General features: G+C 57.4%; 12 protein-coding genes. 8 read left to right on the top strand and 4 right to left on the bottom strand.

Annotated elements, in window-relative coordinates; all coding sequences use genetic code 11:
• From P9L99_17415 to P9L99_17400, 4 genes are all read left to right on the top strand, one after another.
• Nucleotides 1-600 (top strand): hypothetical protein, encoded by a 600-nt coding sequence (locus tag P9L99_17415; GenBank protein ID MDP8225144.1) that lies wholly within the window; start codon nt 1-3, stop codon nt 598-600.
• Entirely contained in the window at nt 585-1,508 is a 924-nt protein-coding gene (locus tag P9L99_17410; protein MDP8225143.1) for an ABC transporter ATP-binding protein, read from the top strand. The genes P9L99_17415 and P9L99_17410 overlap by 16 nt, the downstream gene beginning before the upstream one ends.
• Nucleotides 1,505-2,263 (top strand): ABC transporter permease subunit, encoded by a 759-nt coding sequence (locus P9L99_17405; protein ID MDP8225142.1) that lies wholly within the window; start codon nt 1,505-1,507, stop codon nt 2,261-2,263. Before P9L99_17410 ends, P9L99_17405 begins: the two co-directional genes overlap by 4 nt.
• A gap of 151 nt (nt 2,264-2,414) precedes the next feature.
• Nucleotides 2,415-3,341, top strand: a complete 927-nt coding sequence (locus P9L99_17400; protein ID MDP8225141.1) for a DUF3108 domain-containing protein — start codon at nt 2,415-2,417, stop codon at nt 3,339-3,341.
• 7 nt (nt 3,342-3,348) lie between these two features.
• Here the strand turns inward: P9L99_17400 and P9L99_17395 are convergent, their stop codons facing one another.
• Nucleotides 3,349-4,911 carry a GNVR domain-containing protein gene (locus P9L99_17395; GenBank protein MDP8225140.1) on the bottom strand — a complete coding sequence of 521 codons (1,563 nt, stop codon included), beginning with the start codon at nt 4,909-4,911 and terminating at the stop codon, nt 3,349-3,351.
• Nucleotides 4,908-5,501: a hypothetical protein gene (locus P9L99_17390; GenBank protein MDP8225139.1), complete on the bottom strand. Its 594-nt coding sequence runs from the start codon at nt 5,499-5,501 to the stop codon at nt 4,908-4,910. The genes P9L99_17395 and P9L99_17390 overlap by 4 nt, the downstream gene beginning before the upstream one ends.
• Nucleotides 5,502-5,938: 437 nt before the next feature.
• On the opposite strand from P9L99_17390, the gene P9L99_17385 reads away from it, so the two are divergent.
• Nucleotides 5,939-8,050, top strand: a complete 2,112-nt coding sequence (locus P9L99_17385) for a glutamine synthetase III (protein MDP8225138.1) — start codon at nt 5,939-5,941, stop codon at nt 8,048-8,050.
• 373 nt (nt 8,051-8,423) lie between these two features.
• Here the strand turns inward: P9L99_17385 and P9L99_17380 are convergent, their stop codons facing one another.
• Together P9L99_17380 and P9L99_17375 are read right to left on the bottom strand one after the other, a co-directional pair.
• On the bottom strand, nt 8,424-9,191 hold the full coding sequence (locus P9L99_17380) for an ImmA/IrrE family metallo-endopeptidase (protein MDP8225137.1): 768 nt from the start codon (nt 9,189-9,191) through the stop codon (nt 8,424-8,426).
• Between the two features lie 398 nt (nt 9,192-9,589).
• Complete coding sequence (locus P9L99_17375) at nt 9,590-10,213, bottom strand: hypothetical protein (GenBank protein ID MDP8225136.1); 624 nt, start codon at nt 10,211-10,213, stop codon at nt 9,590-9,592.
• A 579-nt stretch (nt 10,214-10,792) separates the two neighbouring features.
• Here P9L99_17375 and pyrG point away from each other — a divergent pair.
• Genes pyrG through carB form a run of 3 tightly spaced genes read left to right on the top strand, consistent with a single transcriptional unit; the run spans nt 10,793 to nt 17,111 of the window.
• On the top strand, nt 10,793-12,691 hold the full coding sequence (gene pyrG, locus P9L99_17370) for a CTP synthase (glutamine hydrolyzing) (protein MDP8225135.1): 1,899 nt from the start codon (nt 10,793-10,795) through the stop codon (nt 12,689-12,691).
• 10 nt (nt 12,692-12,701) lie between these two features.
• Nucleotides 12,702-13,841, top strand: a complete 1,140-nt coding sequence (gene carA / locus P9L99_17365) for a glutamine-hydrolyzing carbamoyl-phosphate synthase small subunit (GenBank protein ID MDP8225134.1) — start codon at nt 12,702-12,704, stop codon at nt 13,839-13,841.
• Between the two features lie 21 nt (nt 13,842-13,862).
• A complete protein-coding gene (gene carB, locus P9L99_17360) occupies nt 13,863-17,111 on the top strand; it encodes a carbamoyl-phosphate synthase large subunit (GenBank protein ID MDP8225133.1) in 3,249 nt (1,082 codons plus the stop codon).
• Nucleotides 17,112-17,129 lie beyond the last annotated feature (18 nt).

Genomic DNA, 17,129 nt, shown 5'->3' with positions numbered 1-17,129 from the left:
TTGGATTTCTGGACAACCGTGGTTCGTCAACCTAAGCGGGCGTGGCTGCTGGCCGCAGTGATCGTGCTGCTCGGCCTGCCGCTGCACTGCGCGGTGAAAGACCTCGGGCGTTCGACGCTGCCGCCCACCGGTTCGCTGTCGCCGGTGTTGCAGGGGCCGACGCTGGCCGGACCGGCCTGCGAATACGATTCGGTTCGCGATCACGGCCGCGTGATCGTGGTGGCGTTCCTCGACCCGACACAAGTTTCGTCGGTCCGCCAAGGGGAAATCCTCCGCGCCTGGCGGGAACACTACACCGAGGAAGAGCAGCGCGTCGTCTTCGTGCTTGTTTTCACCGACGGCGTCTACGCCCAGCAGTCGAGCTTTGCCGCCGCCTGCGGCATTCCCCTGGAAGACGTGGTGATCGATCGCGGCGGTTACCGGCAGAAACCGTTCGGCTTTCGTCGGACGCCCGCGATCTTCGTGATTGATACGACCGGAAATTTGCGCTTCGCCGCCGAGGGCGTCGTGGATTTACGCCACAAGAAATTCCACCGCGCGGTTTCCGAATACCGGCCGACCGGCCGGCTGACGCCGAGGAAAACATGTCCGAAGTCCTGATCGAACTAGAAGGCGTGTCGAAGATTTTCCGCTCTCGCGGGCGGATCGTGCGCGCCATGGATGCGATCAGCTTTCGGGTTCGCGCGGGCGACGTATTCGGCTTGCTGGGCCCCAACGGCGCGGGCAAGTCAACGACCCTCCGGGCGATTTTGATGTTGACGCGTCTGGACGCCGGCCGCCTGCGTGTCTTCGGGCGCGAGCGCCCCGACCGCCGCACGCTGTTCGGCCAAGCCGCCTATCTGCCGGAGGAGCCCCAGCTATTTCAGGGGGCCACGGGCAGCGAACACCTGCGATACTTCGGTCGCCTATGCGGCATGAAGAATCCGGACCTGTCCTCGCGCATCGGGCAGGTGCTGGAGATGGTCGGCCTCAGCGATGCTGGCGACCGGCCGATAGCCACTTACAGCAAAGGCATGAAGCAGCGCATCGGCATCGCCGCGGCGATTCTCGACCGACCCCGCATTATTTTTCTCGACGAGCCCACGCGCGGCCTCGATCCCATCGGCGGGCGGCAGGTGCGCGACGTGCTCAAGCGCCTGGCGGACGAGGGCGTCACGTTGTTTCTCAACAGCCACATGCTCGGGGAAGTGGAGCGGCTGTGTAATCGCGTCGTCATCCTTGAACGCGGCCGGGTGCGTGCCGACGGCTTGCTCAGCGATTTGCTGACGGTGGACGAAACCATGGAAGTTCGCTTCACCTTGCCGCCGGGAAGCGACGCCGCAACTTTCGGCGACGCGATGGTGACTGAAGGCGCGTTGTACAAGCTCACCGTGGCCGACACCGCCGCGCTCGGCGAACTGGCCGGGCGCGTTGCTGCGGCGGGCGGGCGAATCGTCTCGACACGGGCAACGCGCGTGGAATTGGAAGATTTCTTCCTGCAAGTCGTGAGGGAGGCGGAGTCGTCATGAAGCTGTGGACCGTCGCCCGCTTTACGCTGCTTCGCCTGCGCCGGACGCGCTACCTATCGGCCGGGGTGCTGCTGACGCTGCTTGTTTTCTGGATGGTGCCCGACGGCGAGAAGATCCGCGGCCTGCGCGATCTGGATTGGGCCTACACGCTGGCAACGTACCTCGCTTGGTTCTTTGCGATCTGGTTGGGCAACTCGATGATTGCCGCCGACCGCGCCGACGGAAATTTGCGCAGCACGCTAACGCGGCCGATCAGTGGCATCGAGTATATCGGCGGCAAAGTGCTCGGCGGCTGCGTGGCGGTTACGATACTCGTGGCGGCCTTCACGGCGGCGTTGATTGTCGGCGTTTTGGTCGAGGGCATCGAGTTTCGCGGCGCGATGCTTTGGTACCCGCTGTCGCTTCTGCCGATCCATTACATGGTCGTCGCGTTAGCCGTGGCGCTGTCGCAATGGTTGCCCCGCTTTTGGGCGTTAGCGTTGACACTCATCGCTCGCGACGGACTATTCAGCGAACAGGCGTTGGCCCGTCTCGGCGATTTTCTCGGTGACACGACGCTTTCCGTGTTGGAGCCGCTGGCCCGCGTGCTGTACTGGTTGGCTCCGGCGACTTCGCGAGTCACGATCGGTTTTTACGATTTTTTCTACACGGACAAAGATATCTCTTTGTATCTGATTTTCTTACCCTATTCGCTGCATTACGTGGTTGTGGCCTGCCTACTTGCTGCCTGGCACTTGAACCGCGAGGAACTCTAGGCGGTCTATTCAATTGACATGGCCGTTCGGCCCGATCTATGTTTTTTGAGGATTGCCCACCACGCGGGACATAAGGAGTCTTTCTTTGGAGACCAAGAAAATAGGGAATCAAGCAACATGTGCGCCTGAGCGAGACGAGCGACGCGATTTCATGAAAAACGCCGTGGCCGCGTTCGCCGGGCTGTGGCTATTCGGCGATGCGCGGATGGCCCAGGCGATGCAAATCGATCTGCGGCGGGTGACGGATAACGAAGCCGCAGACCCCAAGAAGCTCGGTGCGCCGGATCGCTCGGGATTCAAGCAAAAGGAATGGGAAGATCCCGATATCGTCAAACCCTTCCTCAACGAGCGTTTTGAGTACCGCATTTCGTTTTTGTCGATCAAGACGGCGACCGGCGTGATCACCTTCAAGCGCACCGGACGCAACCAGTATACCGCGTCCATGGAAGGCACGATTTCGGGCTTGGTCGGCGCCGTGACCGACTACCGCAAAGTCGTGATGACCTCGGTCATGCAAATCCGCCAAATCGACGGCAAGCGACGCTTCGTAGCCGTGTCGTTTTATCGCAAGACGATCAAGACGGATGGCGAGCGCGTCAGCCGGCACGACTTCAACTACATCCGCCGGCGCTGGTTTATCACCCGCACGAGTAACGGCAAGATGACCAGTCGCAAAAAACGCCGCATTCCACGCAACGTCTATTACGATGATTTTGTGTGTCTGATGTACAATTTCCGCGCGCAGGTCTACGGGCCGGTCAAGCCCGGCTTGGACGTGACGATCAAAACCCTGCCGCTGTCACGCAGGGTAACGGTCAACGGCAAGAAGGTTCGCAAGCACACCGATTGGGCGCGGATTTACGTTTTGCCGGCCGACAAGATCAGCGGCAAAGATCAAAGTTTCATGAAGGATATCGGCGCCGATTTCATGGTCGAAGTGCATGTGGACAAAGGCGTGTACGGCATGAAAACCGGTATCGCCAAGTTCTACGGCAAATTGAAAACCATGGAGCCGATGGGCGTACGCTCAGAGGATGTGTTGCTCTTCGGCGACGTCTCCGCGGCGCGCACGAAATAGACCCGCCTCAGCCGCCGGTTATTAGACTTCCGAGGTCGACGCCGAAAATCAGCTTCAGTAAGACGACGAAAAGCAAAACGAGTCCGAACGTGGCCGCTAGGCCGATTGACAGCTTGATGATGTTACTTCGTCGCACCTGATCTGCTTCCAGGGTGAAGCGCGGGATCGTGGCCAACACGGTGTTTTCCGTAAATTGCGCCAAGTCATCGTCATCGCGGAAACTGTGGTCCATGTGTTCGGTGATGAAAATGGCTCCCAAGCCGAGCATCAACCCCACGAGAAACGCCCCGCCGACCAGCATTTGTCGATTCGGCTTATACGGCCGCTCCGGATAACGCGCTTCGTCCACGACCTTGAACTGCCGACCCTTCTGCTGGCTCTCGAGGGCTTCGGATTGTTTGGCTTCCATGTGCTTTTTTTGCAGGTCTTGGTACTGCTCCCGCAGTTTTTTCAGGTCGCGTTGCAGCACCGAGAGTTCCTGCTCCACCGCTGGGGCGCGGCCGACGCGGTTGGTCAGTGAGCCGATCTGCCCGAGCACACTGTTGCGCTGGCCGCGCAGGGAGCGGATCTCCAAGCTGGTTTGTTGCAGTCGGTCAAACAGGGGGCGGTTAACCGCGGTGACCCGATACTGGCGACCGTCGAGCGTTTTGTCCGTGCCGATTTCCGACTTCAATTGAGCGATTTTCGCTTTGATCGCTTTGATGTCCGGATGCTCTTCGGTCAAATTCTGTCGCATCTGCTCGAGCTGCGCCTTGAGCGTTTCGAGCTGCTCGTGTTTGGTCACCAGTTCACCGGTTCCCTTGGCCATCAACACGCCCTGCAACTGCGCCAACTGCGTTTCCAACAACACCTTGCGGTTCTCCGCGCCGGCGACTTGTTCGCCCAAGCTCTGCAATTGGTTTTGCAGGCGGTCGAGCGTGCGTTGGTTCGCTTCCATTTGCTCCGGCAGCATGCCGACGTGTTCGCGCTTGAATTCGGCGACAACCTGCTCCTGTGCGTCGAGCTGTTCCTTTACCACCTTCATTTGTTCGGCCAGGAACTCGGTGGTGGCCCGCGCCGACTTCTGCCGATCGCCGTAGGTTTCGTTGATGAACATTTGCGCCAGCCGGTTGGTGACGTTTTGCACCGTGATCGGATCGCGGCCGGTAAAGCTGATGCGGAAAAGATCCTTGCCCTGCAAATCGACTTTGATACTCGAGCGCATGCGCTTGACGCGGTCCTCGACGGGACCGCTGGCCATGCCCGGATACAATTCGTAGGTCTCGATGACGTTGAGCAATAGCGTCTCGGACAGGATTTGCTCGCGAACGGTTTTGACACGGTCTTCGATCGCGGTGGTCACCGTGGAGGGAATGATGTCCTCAGCCACGTCGCCGCGACTGACCAGAATTGTCGTCTGGGCGCGGTAGATGTTGTCCATGAACTGGCTGCCGATCGCCGTGACCAGCGTCATCGTGATCATCGGGATGATCAACAACCATTTGCGGTAACGCAGAATCCCGAGATAATCGTCGATCGCAAAAGTCTTGACCGTGGCGTTACTGGTCCGCTGTCCGATCGTTGGCGTCACGATGGTTGCTCCTTGATTACGGGTTTCTTCCGGGCTTGAGGCCGGCGCGCTTTCTCGCGGCGATGCGGCGGCTTGTACGGCACGAACTGCAGGTCTGTCAGTGGAACTTCCCGCCCATCCTGTAAGACGGCCACCGCCTCCACGATGCGCAATGCGTCCGGGCCAATCTCCTGCCGGCTACCGACGCGGCGAAAACCGAGGCGCGCCAACCGCCCCTGGCCGTCGATGAGCGGCATTTTCCCTTGCTTGGCCAAGCGCCGCGTGGCTCGCGGCATCGGCCGGAAACTGATTGTCATTTCCCCGTTTTCGATTCGGGCGCGGGGCCGCACCTGGCGCGATAGCGGCGCATGCCAAACCCGTGGTGCTTTGATCTGTTCTTTGTCCCACGCGATTTTCACGACCAACTCGGCGGCGGTCAGTGGTTGAGTCGCTTCCAGGCGCACGAAGTAATCGCGGGCCTTACCGGCGGAGCGGGACATCTGGCTTGGCCGTTTCGGCTGAAACGTGATGGGTGGCTCGATCGACCAGATGATCGCCAACGAAACGATGCTGGCCAGCACGGCCACGATATGGGGCCAATAGCGTCGCACGGTTACACATCTCCTTTTAACCCCGCCGAATGGCAGGGCTCATCTTTGGCAAAAATACTTCATTTGCTCCGGCCGCCGCAAGGCGTGTTGGGTTGAAAAATATCCTCCGGCACGCTTCGCCGTTGTGACTCGAACAGTTCCGAGCATTGGCCATATTTCATTTTTAGCAGTCATTTTCGAATCTTGTCGTGACGCAAGGCGTCGAAAAAAAGGTTATTTTGCCGTAATTGAGATAATAGTAATGCTGACCAATACCGTTCTCAATGCAAAAAGAGAAGCCAAATGAGTGCGAAACTTTCGAAATCAGCGATGATTTGCAGTGTCAAAGGCTCTAAAGTGAAATATTTAAAACAAAATGATTGCAAAGGCAGTTTTTTGTGTTACATTCAAATGGTCAATTTGCTTCTCCGCCAATTTAACGAGTAAGGGATCGTCACATGTCACAGGTGTTACGTTCGACCGATAAATTCGCCGCCGCGGTGTTTACGCGCGAAAAGATGGCTCAGTACATGAGCAAGTCCGCGTTCAACCAAATGGTGGAAGTCATCGACAACGGCGCCAAGCTCACGCCCGAACTGGCTAATCAGGTCGCTCACGCCATGAAAGAGTGGGCGTTGGACAACAACGCCTCCCACTTCACGCACTGGTTTCAACCCGTGCGCGGTGTAACGGCGGAAAAGCATGACTCCTTCTTGACCTACGAAAACGGCGTAGCCTTGGATCGTTTCTCCGGCGCGCAACTGGTCCAAAGCGAACCCGATGCCTCGTCGTTCCCATCCGGCGGCATTCGGGCCACCTTCGAAGCCCGTGGTTACACGGCGTGGGACCCGACTTCGCCGGTGTTTTTGGCCTTCGGCACAAAAAAAGCGACGCTGGTAATCCCCTCGGTCTATTTGTCCTACACCGGCGAAGTGCTGGACATGAAAACGCAGGTTCTGCGTTCCACCGCCGTGGTCGAGCAACTGGCGTTCAAGCTGTTGAAAAAATTCGGCAACCGCACCGCTCGGTCGGTGCGCGTGACCTGTGGCACGGAGCAGGAGTACTTTCTGGTGCGCAAGGAATACGAAACACAGCGGCCGGATCTCTTGTTGGCTGGAAGGTCCTTGCAGGGCGCTTCTTCCCCGAAAGACCAGCAATTCGAGGATCACTACTTCGGTTCGATCGACCCGAAGGTGTTGGCGTTTATGGAAGACCTCGACGATGCGCTCGCCGCGCGGGGTATCGGTTACAAGACTCGGCACAACGAAGTGGCGCCGCATCAGTACGAACTCGCGCCGACTTTTGTCGAGGCCAATTTGTCGGTCGATCACAATATGCAGGTCATGGCGATCATGCATGAAATCGCCGATCAGCACGGTTTCGCGGTGCTGCTGCACGAAAAACCCTTTGCGGGTATCAACGGCAGCGGCAAGCACTTGAACTGGTCCATGGCCGACAGCGACGGCCGTAACCTCTTCGAACCGGGCGAGTCGCCCAAGCGCAATATTCAGTTTCTGACGTTCGTGGCCGCAATGATGATCGGTGTCGACCGCTTCGGCGGTCTGCTTCGCGCGGCCGTTGCCGACGCAGGCAACGACCACCGGCTAGGGGCCAACGAAGCGCCCCCGGCGATCATGTCGGTATTCATCGGCGGTTACCTCAGTGACGTGCTCGACGCCATCGCCGCCGGCAAGGATGTGAAGGAAATGGAAGCCGCGACGATGGAAATTCGCGCCAAGCACGTGCCGGAGATTGCCATCGACACGACCGACCGCAACCGTACCTCGCCGGTTGCCTTTACCGGCAACAAGTTTGAGTTCCGTGCGGTGGGCAGTTCGCAGAACATCGCCGAACCATTGACCGTGCTGAACCTGATCATGGCGTACGGTTTGGAAAAGATTTTGGGGAAGATCGATACGTACGCCAAAAAATACCCGAAGGTGAAGGACGCGGCGCTGGCCGCGGTACGCGAGGCGCTCAACGAGACGGCGCGGGTGCGCTTCAACGGCGACAACTACACGGCCGAATGGCACGCCGAGGCGGCCCGGCTTGGACTGCCTGCCGCGAAGAACACGCCGGAGGCGCTTTATACCTACCTGCAGGAAGAAGTACTGGCGTTGTACGAACATTTCGGCGTGCTGACCCGTCGTGAAATCACTGCGAAGGTGGAGATTCGCCGCGAATTCTACGAACGCGTGAAGATCCTCGAACTCGGCGTGTTGAGCAAAATCGCCAAGACCTACGTCATGCCGGCGCTGGTAGCACAGATCACGCAGTTCGGCAGTGCCGCCGCGAACCTCCGCAACGAGAAGGGCAAGGCGGTGCTTGAAGCGAAGTTGGATTTCCTTTCCGACCTATTGCATCAGATCGAGGACGGCATCCACCGGCTTCACCACGTGATGAATACGACGCACGGCTTCGACGATTTGGTCGACGCGGTCAACTACTTGGGCGAAGAGGGCCAAAGCGCGCTCGAAACGGTTCGCGCCGTGTGCGACACCGTGGAGCAAGAGGTGTCGGTCGAGTTCTGGTCGCTACCGAAATACACCCAGATGCTGCACATACTCTAGTTCCCATAACGCACATTCCGATGCTATTTTTGTTCCGGGCGGCACCATTTTGGCGCCGCCCGTTGTAAAAAAATAATCAACTTGTTTTCTGGGCGCAGACTTCGACGATTCCGGAATAACAAAACCGAAAACATCATTCTTTGGGAGATTCCGGCGCTCAACATAGGAAAAGATGTTCGCGATTATTAATCCGGTTCCGAACGATTATGTTTTTTAACCGTAACCGATTTCGGGCCGGGCTTTGGAGATTTTTTCTTTGGCGAAGACGGTGTTGATCTTTTGTGCTTCCTGACGGGCACAGTTTTTTTCGACATGTTCATTTTCCTTGCAGGTAAGTGGTTGCTACGAAATCAAGTAAAGTCAACGTATCACTTCACGACTCTATCCAAAGTAATGAAAGCGTGGCGTTTAAATATGGTATCGCGAAAGTGTTTTCAATTATTTCGAATCCGGATCGGTCACACCAAGCATTTGCCGGTACGCCAGTCGGCTCAGGCCATATTTTTTGATAAGTGAAATAATCGTAAGCGAGGGTTCTTTGATCTAAACGTACACCGGTCTCAATGAAAGGGTGGAAATCTTGGCTTTTGAAAAGCCATTTCGTGACGCCGCGCTCAGAATAAACAACTGCGCAGCTTTCGCTTTGAAAACGAACAAAACGAATCGTCGCGGCTACCCTCGACACCTGAAATGTATCGCAAATAACGTCAACTTTATCGAAGTTTACTGGCGAGATTTCACAAAATTCCGGCATTAGCCGGCGAGGCATAAGCAATTCTGCTGCAAAAACATTGGCTTGCACTTCATGTTGCGCGTTTCCGCTCCAATTCGTCATGTCAGAAGCAGAACATTGTTTAATAGACTCCTCGTAATGATTCAAGCACAGATGGCCTAATTCATGGGCTATACTAAACCGGATTCGACCACGATTCGTTATTGCGTCTGAAACTCGAATTGTAGCGTTTTCCCCAAAGCGCGTCAGCCGGGCTTCTGCTCCAGAAAGCGGCCCAATGATGACGTTAGCACCTAAAACGTCGGCGATGCTTTCTAAATCGATATGTTCCGGAGCACGGATACCAAACGCATTCGAGACGTTCTCCGCTTCAGATTCCGCGGCTCGAAGCGAATATGGCAAGTCCACCGCCAAGTTTTACTCTGTTTCCTTTTGTGTAAGTAGAAGGTCTACGAGAAGTGATCTAAGATCATCGTGTGTCAATTTCTCAAAGTCTCGATAGAGAGGAATGACTTGTCCAAATTGTCTCAATTCTCGTTTCACGGCGTCAATTGGCATCGATCTTACTCGCGCGGCGTATTCTTTTTTCTCCCATATGTTGCGACGTTTTCGCTGTCGCGCGGCCGTGAGTCGAGTCCTTCTTGCTTCTGCAAACACATGTTCAAGTTTCATTAGACAGTCTTTTCTTTCTGTTTCCGGATCTATTCCAAACGAGACCAATTTTTTTGTGACTTCGTCGAGCGCCGTATCATCATTGACGTTAATGCTATGAATTATTTTAACGATTTTATCCCAGTTGTGATTTGTCATTTTCGGTCCCTTTCGCTGTTCGGAAAAGTCATGAGGCTTTTTAGGTCGTCAATTTTTCTTCTAAGTCTTTTTTTTGCTTTATATATCTCGTCAACGCTTCTTCCAGATTGTTGTGCAATATCGTTTGGCTCAATTAACCCATCCTCGGCGCATATTAACAAATCTTGAACAACTTCGTCGTCGTCGAAGCTGTCATAAAGCCATTTGAGGATTTTTCCGGCTTCGTTTTGACACAGGACGATTTCTTCTGGTGACATCTCTCGAGATCTTGTTGATGCCCACTCTGGAATACTATCAATATTCAAATGTTCGATTTTTGAATCGGCGTCGTCCACGACGAGGTTTCGATTAGAGTCGACGAAACCAGATGCAATGCTTTTCATCACGCCAAAAAGAAAATCCGTTATTGTCGTAGATGCCGCGCGCTTCAATCGTCGTCGACCCTCAAGAACTCTCGCAAGCGTCTCGTTTACCAGGTCATTGGCGCCAACGTGTGTACATCCTACGTTTCGAAGCTGGAATTCGTAACGCTTCGCGGCATTCATGAGTCGTTGGTGAAGCTCGGTGAACTCCGCCATGATTGTTTCTTCTAGTTCAAAGCGTTCAAAGTATTCATCCAAGATAGCAGCCTCCCATAGTTCCGCCGCAAAATCGAACAATCCGCGCGCGTCGATCTACATATATTTATGCGGGGGAGAAAAAAATTTTTCCGCACGGCATGGCAAAAAATTCATTTTGCTCGGCATATATAGATGTTGCATGACTAATATGGGCATACGGACTATAACGGTCAAGCGATAATAAACGAATATAGAAGGGAGGTGAGGTGTCGATGTCGTACAAACCTGGCGAAACCGTTCCGGAATCCGGTATCTACCGGGAAAAGACGTGCGGAAACGAAGTTACTTGCGTAAAAGGCGAACCGTTCCCGCCTTGCGCAAACGGCTGTAAACATCCGAGTTACGTCCTCGTCCGCCGTACGCGTTAGTCATCGGGAAAGGCAGGTCTGAAAATCTGCCTTTCCCATTCGCTCACCCGTCGCTCGAAGACGAGAAATCGTTTTTTCGCGTCTCTCTTCATATACATATTTCTTAGGAATATAAAAGCGAGCTTTTTCTTGACCCGAAGCCGCAATCGCGGTAGAAGTTAGTCCCAGCCATAACTGACTACCAATGACAAGTATTGACGAGGCTTCCGAAATGAAAGATCCAGAGCAATTCCTTACACTTGAGGATGTGGCGGAACGTCTGAAGGTTTCGATCAGCACTGTACGCCGCTGGGTAAAGTCGGGCGATCTAAAAGCGCTCAAAGTGGGCAATCGTGGCCAATACCGTATCAGCGAGGAGGATCTAGACGATTTTCTCGCCGAAACCGAGGTCGAACCGGAAACCACGCTTAGTCACGGCATGCCCAGGCGCGGCAGAGAATGGGATCGGGCCGTGGAGTACGGGCGCAAGCACGTCAAGTACATCATCACGATCGGCGGCGTGCTGTCCGGCCTCGGCAAGGGCATCGCGGCGGCGTCGATGGGTAAATTGTTGGCATCACGGCTGAAAATCGTCCCCGTAAAGGCCGACGGCTACCTGAATACCGACCCGGGCACGATGAATCCCATCGAGCACGGCGAGGTGTTTGTGCTCGACGACGGCGGCGAAGTCGACATGGATTTCGGCCATTACGAGCGGTTCTTGGGCGTGACGTGCAAGTTTTCGTGGAACCTGACGATGGGCAAGGTCTACAAGCAGATCCTCGAGCGCGAGCGCGCCGGGGACTACTTGGGCCAGACCGTGCAGCTCATCCCCCACGTAACCGACAGCATCAAGGAGTGGTTTTACGGCACGGTGGGCCTGGAAGAGGCCGACATCGGTCTGATCGAGATCGGCGGCACCATCGGCGATATGGAAAACGAGCTATACATCGAGGCTTGCCGGCAGCTTCGGCAGGAAGTCGGGCGCGAGAACATTATGGTCGTACTGCTGACCTATGTGCCGATTCCCTACGGCGTCGGCGAGCACAAATCCAAACCGACGCAACAGGCGGCCAAGCTGCTCAACGAACGCGGCTTGTCGCCGGATGTCATTATCGGGCGCAGTCCGGAGATTTTGCCGGACAAAATCAAGACGAAGATTGCGCTGTTCTGCAATATTGACCAGGAAGCGGTGATTTCCGGCGTGGACGTGGATACGGTATACCGCATACCGCTGTGTTTTGAGGAGGAGGGCCTCACGGAAATTCTGCACAAGCGGTTGGGCATTTATTCGCCGCCGGAGTTAAGCGAATGGCGGCGCCTGGTGGACCGCCTGCGGCGGGACGACGGCTTGCTGGTGCGCGTGGCGATATGCGGTAAGTACACCGATCTGCACGATAGCTACGCCAGCGTCATCGAAGCGAGTCGCCACAGCGGAGCCCACATCGACGGGCGGGTGGAAATCGCGTGGCTGGACACGACCGACGTCGAACGCGGCGCCAAAACTTGCGAGGACGCGCTCAAAGACGTGGACGCGGTGATTGTGCCGGGCGGCTTCGGCACTCGGGGCATCGAGGGCAAGATCGCGGTGATCGAATATTGCCGCGAGGCGAACGTGCCGTTTTTGGGTATCTGCTACGGGATGCAACTCGCCGTTGTGGAATATGCCCGCAACGTTTTGGGATTGACGGAAGCGAACACCATGGAAGTGGCCGACGAGGGCGCGGAGATCGGTCACCCCGTGGTTTGCATTCTGCCCGAGCAGATCAATATTTTGCTGAAGGGCGGCACGATGCGCCTGGGCGGTCACGACATCGTGTTACAGGCCGGTAGCCGGGCGTCGGAAACTTACGGCGGAGAGACCTTGATCCGCGAGCGTTTTCGGCACCGGTACGAGGTCAACCCGGAATACGTGGCGCAACTCGAGGAGGCCGGGCTGGTGTTTTCGGGCCACAACGATACGGGGCAGATCAAGCAGGTCATGGAATTGCCGGATCACGCGTATTTTATGGGTTGCCAGTTCCACCCCGAGTTGAGGTCGAAATTGGAAAAACCGGCGCCGCTGTTTCGCGATTTGATTCGCGCGGCGTACCAGCGTAAAAATCCGCCTCAACATGAACATGGTCGTTGAGAGGAAAACTATGACCCAACGCAACCGTGCCTTACTGGTATTGGCCGATGGTCGCGCCTTTCCCGGTTATGCCGTCGGCCGAATCGGCGAGGCGATCGGCGAGGTGGTCTTCAATACTTCCATGATGGGCTACCAGGAGATCCTCACCGATCCATCCTATGCCGGGCAGATCGTTACCATGACCTACCCGCTGATCGGCAACTACGGAATCAACGCCGAGGACATCGAGGCCCGGCGGATTCATCTGCGGGGTTTTGTGGTTCGCGAGGCCAGCGGCACGCCCAGCAACTGGCGCGGCGGTATGACCTTGGACGCCTATCTGCGCGACGCCGGCGTCGTGGGTATCGAAGGCATCGACACGCGCGCCCTGACCAAGCATATCCGCGAAGCGGGCGCGCAGATGGGCGTGATTTCCACCGAGGATCTCGACGCCGCGTCCCTGGCGCGCAAAGCCGCCGCGGCGCCGCCGTTGGAAGGCCGCGACCTGGTGCGTGAGGTGACGACAGACGCGCCTTACACCTGGAACGAGGAAACCTGGACGCGAGAGGGCGGTTACGGAAAGGGGAACCGGCGCGGTCGGTACCGCGTCGTTGCGTACGACTACGGCATCAAGCTCAACATTTTGCGCAACTTGATTTCGGCAGGCTGTCGGGTCGAGGTTGTCCCGGCCGGGACGCCCGCCGCCGACGTGCTGGCCAAGAAGCCCGACGGCGTGTTTTTGTCCAACGGACCCGGCGATCCGGCCGCGGTCGACTACGCCATCGACATTGCGCGGGAACTGCTGGGTAAAGTACCGATATTCGGCATCTGCCTCGGGCACCAGATTCTCTGTCTGGCGCTGGGCGGTACGACCTACAAACTCAAGTACGGTCACCACGGCGGCAACCAGCCGGTGATGGACTTGACGACCGAGAAAGTGGAAATCACCGCGCAGAACCACGGTTTCGCGGTGGATCTGAAGTCGATGGGCGGCGATATGGAATGCACGCATTTGAATTTGAACGACCGCACCGTCGAGGGTATGGCGCACAAGAAGCTGCCGGTGTTTTCGGTGCAGTACCACCCGGAGGCATCGCCCGGTCCGCATGACGCGCAATATCTGTTCGCCCGTTTCGTCGAAATGATGAAGGCCAATAAGAGCAAGAAATAACCTGTCGCGCAGGAGACGCTTTTGCCGCAACGAACCGACATTGAAAGCATCCTCATTCTGGGCAGCGGGCCGATCGTCATCGGCCAGGCTTGCGAATTCGACTACTCCGGTACCCAGGCGTGCCGCGTGCTCAAGAAGCTGGGTTACAAGATTGTTTTGGTCAATTCGAACCCGGCCACGATCATGACCGACCCTGAAATCGCCGACCGCACGTACGTCGAGCCGTTAACTCCGGACGTCGTGGCTAAGATTATCGAGCGCGAGAAGCCCGATGTGCTGCTGCCGACCTTGGGCGGTCAGACCGGCCTGAACTTGGCATACAACCTGGCATTGCAAGGCGTGTTGGATGAGCACGGCGTCGAGTTAATCGGCGCGCGATTCGAGTCGATTCAGAAGGCCGAAAGCCGTGAGCTGTTCGCCGCGGCGATGCGGCGCATCGGTCTGGACCTGCCGCGCGGGGGCATTGTCCGCTCCGAAGAAGATGCGATGACGTTGATACGGGAGATCGATTACCCGGTCATCCTGCGCCCGGCCTTTACGCTGGGCGGCACCGGCGGCGGCACGGCGTACAACCAGCGCGAATTCCGGCCGATGATTCGCCACGCCCTGACGCTCAGCCCGGTGAGCGAGGTGCTGGTGGAGGAATCGGTCATCGGATGGAAGGAATACGAACTGGAGGTGATGCGCGATTTCAAGGACAACTTCGTGGTCATCTGCTCCATCGAAAACCTCGATCCGATGGGCGTGCATACCGGCGATTCGATTACGGTAGCGCCGGCGCAAACGCTGACGGACAAGGAATACCAAATCATGCGCGATGCGTCGCGCCAGGTGATGAACGAGATCGGCGTGGAGACCGGCGGGTCCAACGTGCAGTTCGCCGTCAATCCGGCGGACGGCCGCATGGTGATCATCGAGATGAATCCGCGCGTGTCGCGTAGTTCGGCGTTGGCTTCGAAGGCGACCGGTTTTCCGATCGCGAAGATCGCGGCGATGCTGGCGGTCGGTTTCACGCTGGATGAGATTCCCAACGACATCACGCGTAAGACGCCGGCCTGCTTCGAGCCGTCAATCGATTACATCGTCACGAAGATTCCACGGTGGGATTTCGAAAAGTTCCCCGGCGCACGCGATACGCTGGGCGTACAAATGAAATCGGTCGGCGAGGCGATGGCCATCGGCCGCACCTTCCCCGAGTCACTTCAGAAGGCGATTCGTAGTCTGGAAATCGGGCGTTTCGGTCTCGGCGGCGACGGCAAGGACGTGCTGGACGTATTCGACCCGAAGGCCGACCGCACCGCGTTGCGCAAGCTCGTGCGGCAACGGCTCAAGAAACCACACCCCGACTTGCTGCATTACGTTAAGTACGCCCTGCAGCTCGGCATCACCGTCGAGCAGATCAGCAAAGTGTCCAACATCGACCCGTGGTTCATTCACGGGATCGCCAAAATCGCCGCTAAGGAAACGGAAATCCGCGGCCGCGACCTGGATGACTTCACGCGCGAGGAAATGCTGGAGATCAAGCGCCTCGGTTTTTCGGATCGGCAAATTGCGCACTTGACCGGGTCGGACGCGTTGGAAGTGCGCCGCCGGCGGCAGCAGTGGAAGCTCGAGGCGGTGTTCAAGACCGTCGACACCTGCGCCGCCGAGTTCGCCGCCGAAACGCCCTACTACTATTCGACCTACGAAACCGAAAACGAAGCGGTGCCGTCGAAGAAAAAGAAGATCATCATTCTAGGTGGCGGCCCCAACCGCATCGGACAGGGCATCGAGTTCGACTACTGTTGCGTGCACGGCGTGTTCGCCCTCAAGGAAGAGGGCTACGAAGTGCAGATGATCAACTGCAACCCCGAAACCGTCAGCACCGACTACGACATTACCGACCGCCTCTTTTTTGAACCGCTGACCTTCGAAGATGTGATGCGGATCATCGACAACGAAAAGCCCTACGGCGTGATCGTGCAGTTCGGCGGGCAGACACCACTCAAACTGGCGATTCCACTGGAGCGCGCGGGCGTGCGCATTTTGGGCACGTCGCCCGACAGCATCGACCTGGCCGAGGACCGCAAGCGCTTCGGTGCGCTGCTGCGCCAACACGACATACCGCACCCGGCCTACGGCACGGCGTTTTCGGTGCGGGAAGCGCGCGACGTGGCGCGGTCGATCGGCTATCCGGTGCTGGTGCGGCCCTCATACGTATTGGGCGGCCGGGCGATGAAGATCGTCTACGACAACAAGGGCCTGGCCGAGTACATGCGCGCCGCCGTGGACGTTTCCCCGGAACACCCGGTGCTGATCGACAAGTTTCTCGAAGACGCCTACGAGTTCGACGTCGATGCGATCTACGACGGGCGCACGTTGTTCATCGGCGGCGTGATGCAGCACATCGAGGAAGCCGGCGTGCATTCCGGCGACAGCGCCTGCGTGCTGCCGCCATACATGATTACTCCCGACGCCCTCGAGTGCCTGCATCACTACACGCGGGTCCTGGCAAAAGAATTAAAGGTGCGGGGCTTGATCAACATCCAGTTCGCCATGAAAGACGGCGTGATGTACGTGCTGGAGGTCAACCCGCGGGCCAGCCGCACGGTGCCCTTCGTGTCCAAGGCGACCGGCGTGCCGTTGGCCAAGGCGGCGGCGCGGGTGATGGTCGGCATCACGTTGCGGGATCAGGGGCTTATCGAGCAGCGCATGCCGACGCACATCAGCGTGAAGGAGGCCGTGCTGCCCTTCAGCAAGTTCGACAACAGCGTCGTGTTTCTGGGGCCCGAAATGCGTTCGACCGGCGAGGTGATGGGCATCAGCCACAGTTTCGGCAACGCCTTTGCCAAGTCGCAGCTTGCCGTGGGCTACGACATGGAGCGCGGCGGCAAGGTGTTTATCAGCGTCAACGATTTCGACAAGCAGCGCGTCATTCCCATCGCCCACGACTTGCGCGAACTGGGTTTCGGCATCGTGGCCACGGCGGGCACCCGGCGGGCGCTGCGCGCGTGCGGCATCCCGGCGGACCTCATCTACAAGGTCGGCGAGGGCGAGCCGAATTCGGTCAGTTTGATTCAACGAGGCGAGTTGGCGCTGATCATCAACACGCCGTGGGGCGCGGCTTCGCGCGAGCACGAATATGAGATCGGCCGCTCCGCAATCACCCATGACGTGCCGTATATCACCACTCTCTCGGGAGCGACGGCGGCCGTACGCGGCATCGTGGCGGTGCGCCAGGGCGCGCTGAAGGTTCGCAGTCTGCAGGAATACCACGCCGACATGGAGTAGGGCCGCGCTACTCTGAAC

This window comes from Candidatus Lernaella stagnicola (genome assembly GCA_030765525.1).
Taxonomy (GTDB): Bacteria; Lernaellota; Lernaellaia; order Lernaellales; family Lernaellaceae; genus Lernaella; species Lernaella stagnicola.
The sequence above is the reverse complement of the archived record's forward strand: the minus strand, read 5'-3'. Positions and strand labels throughout refer to the sequence as shown.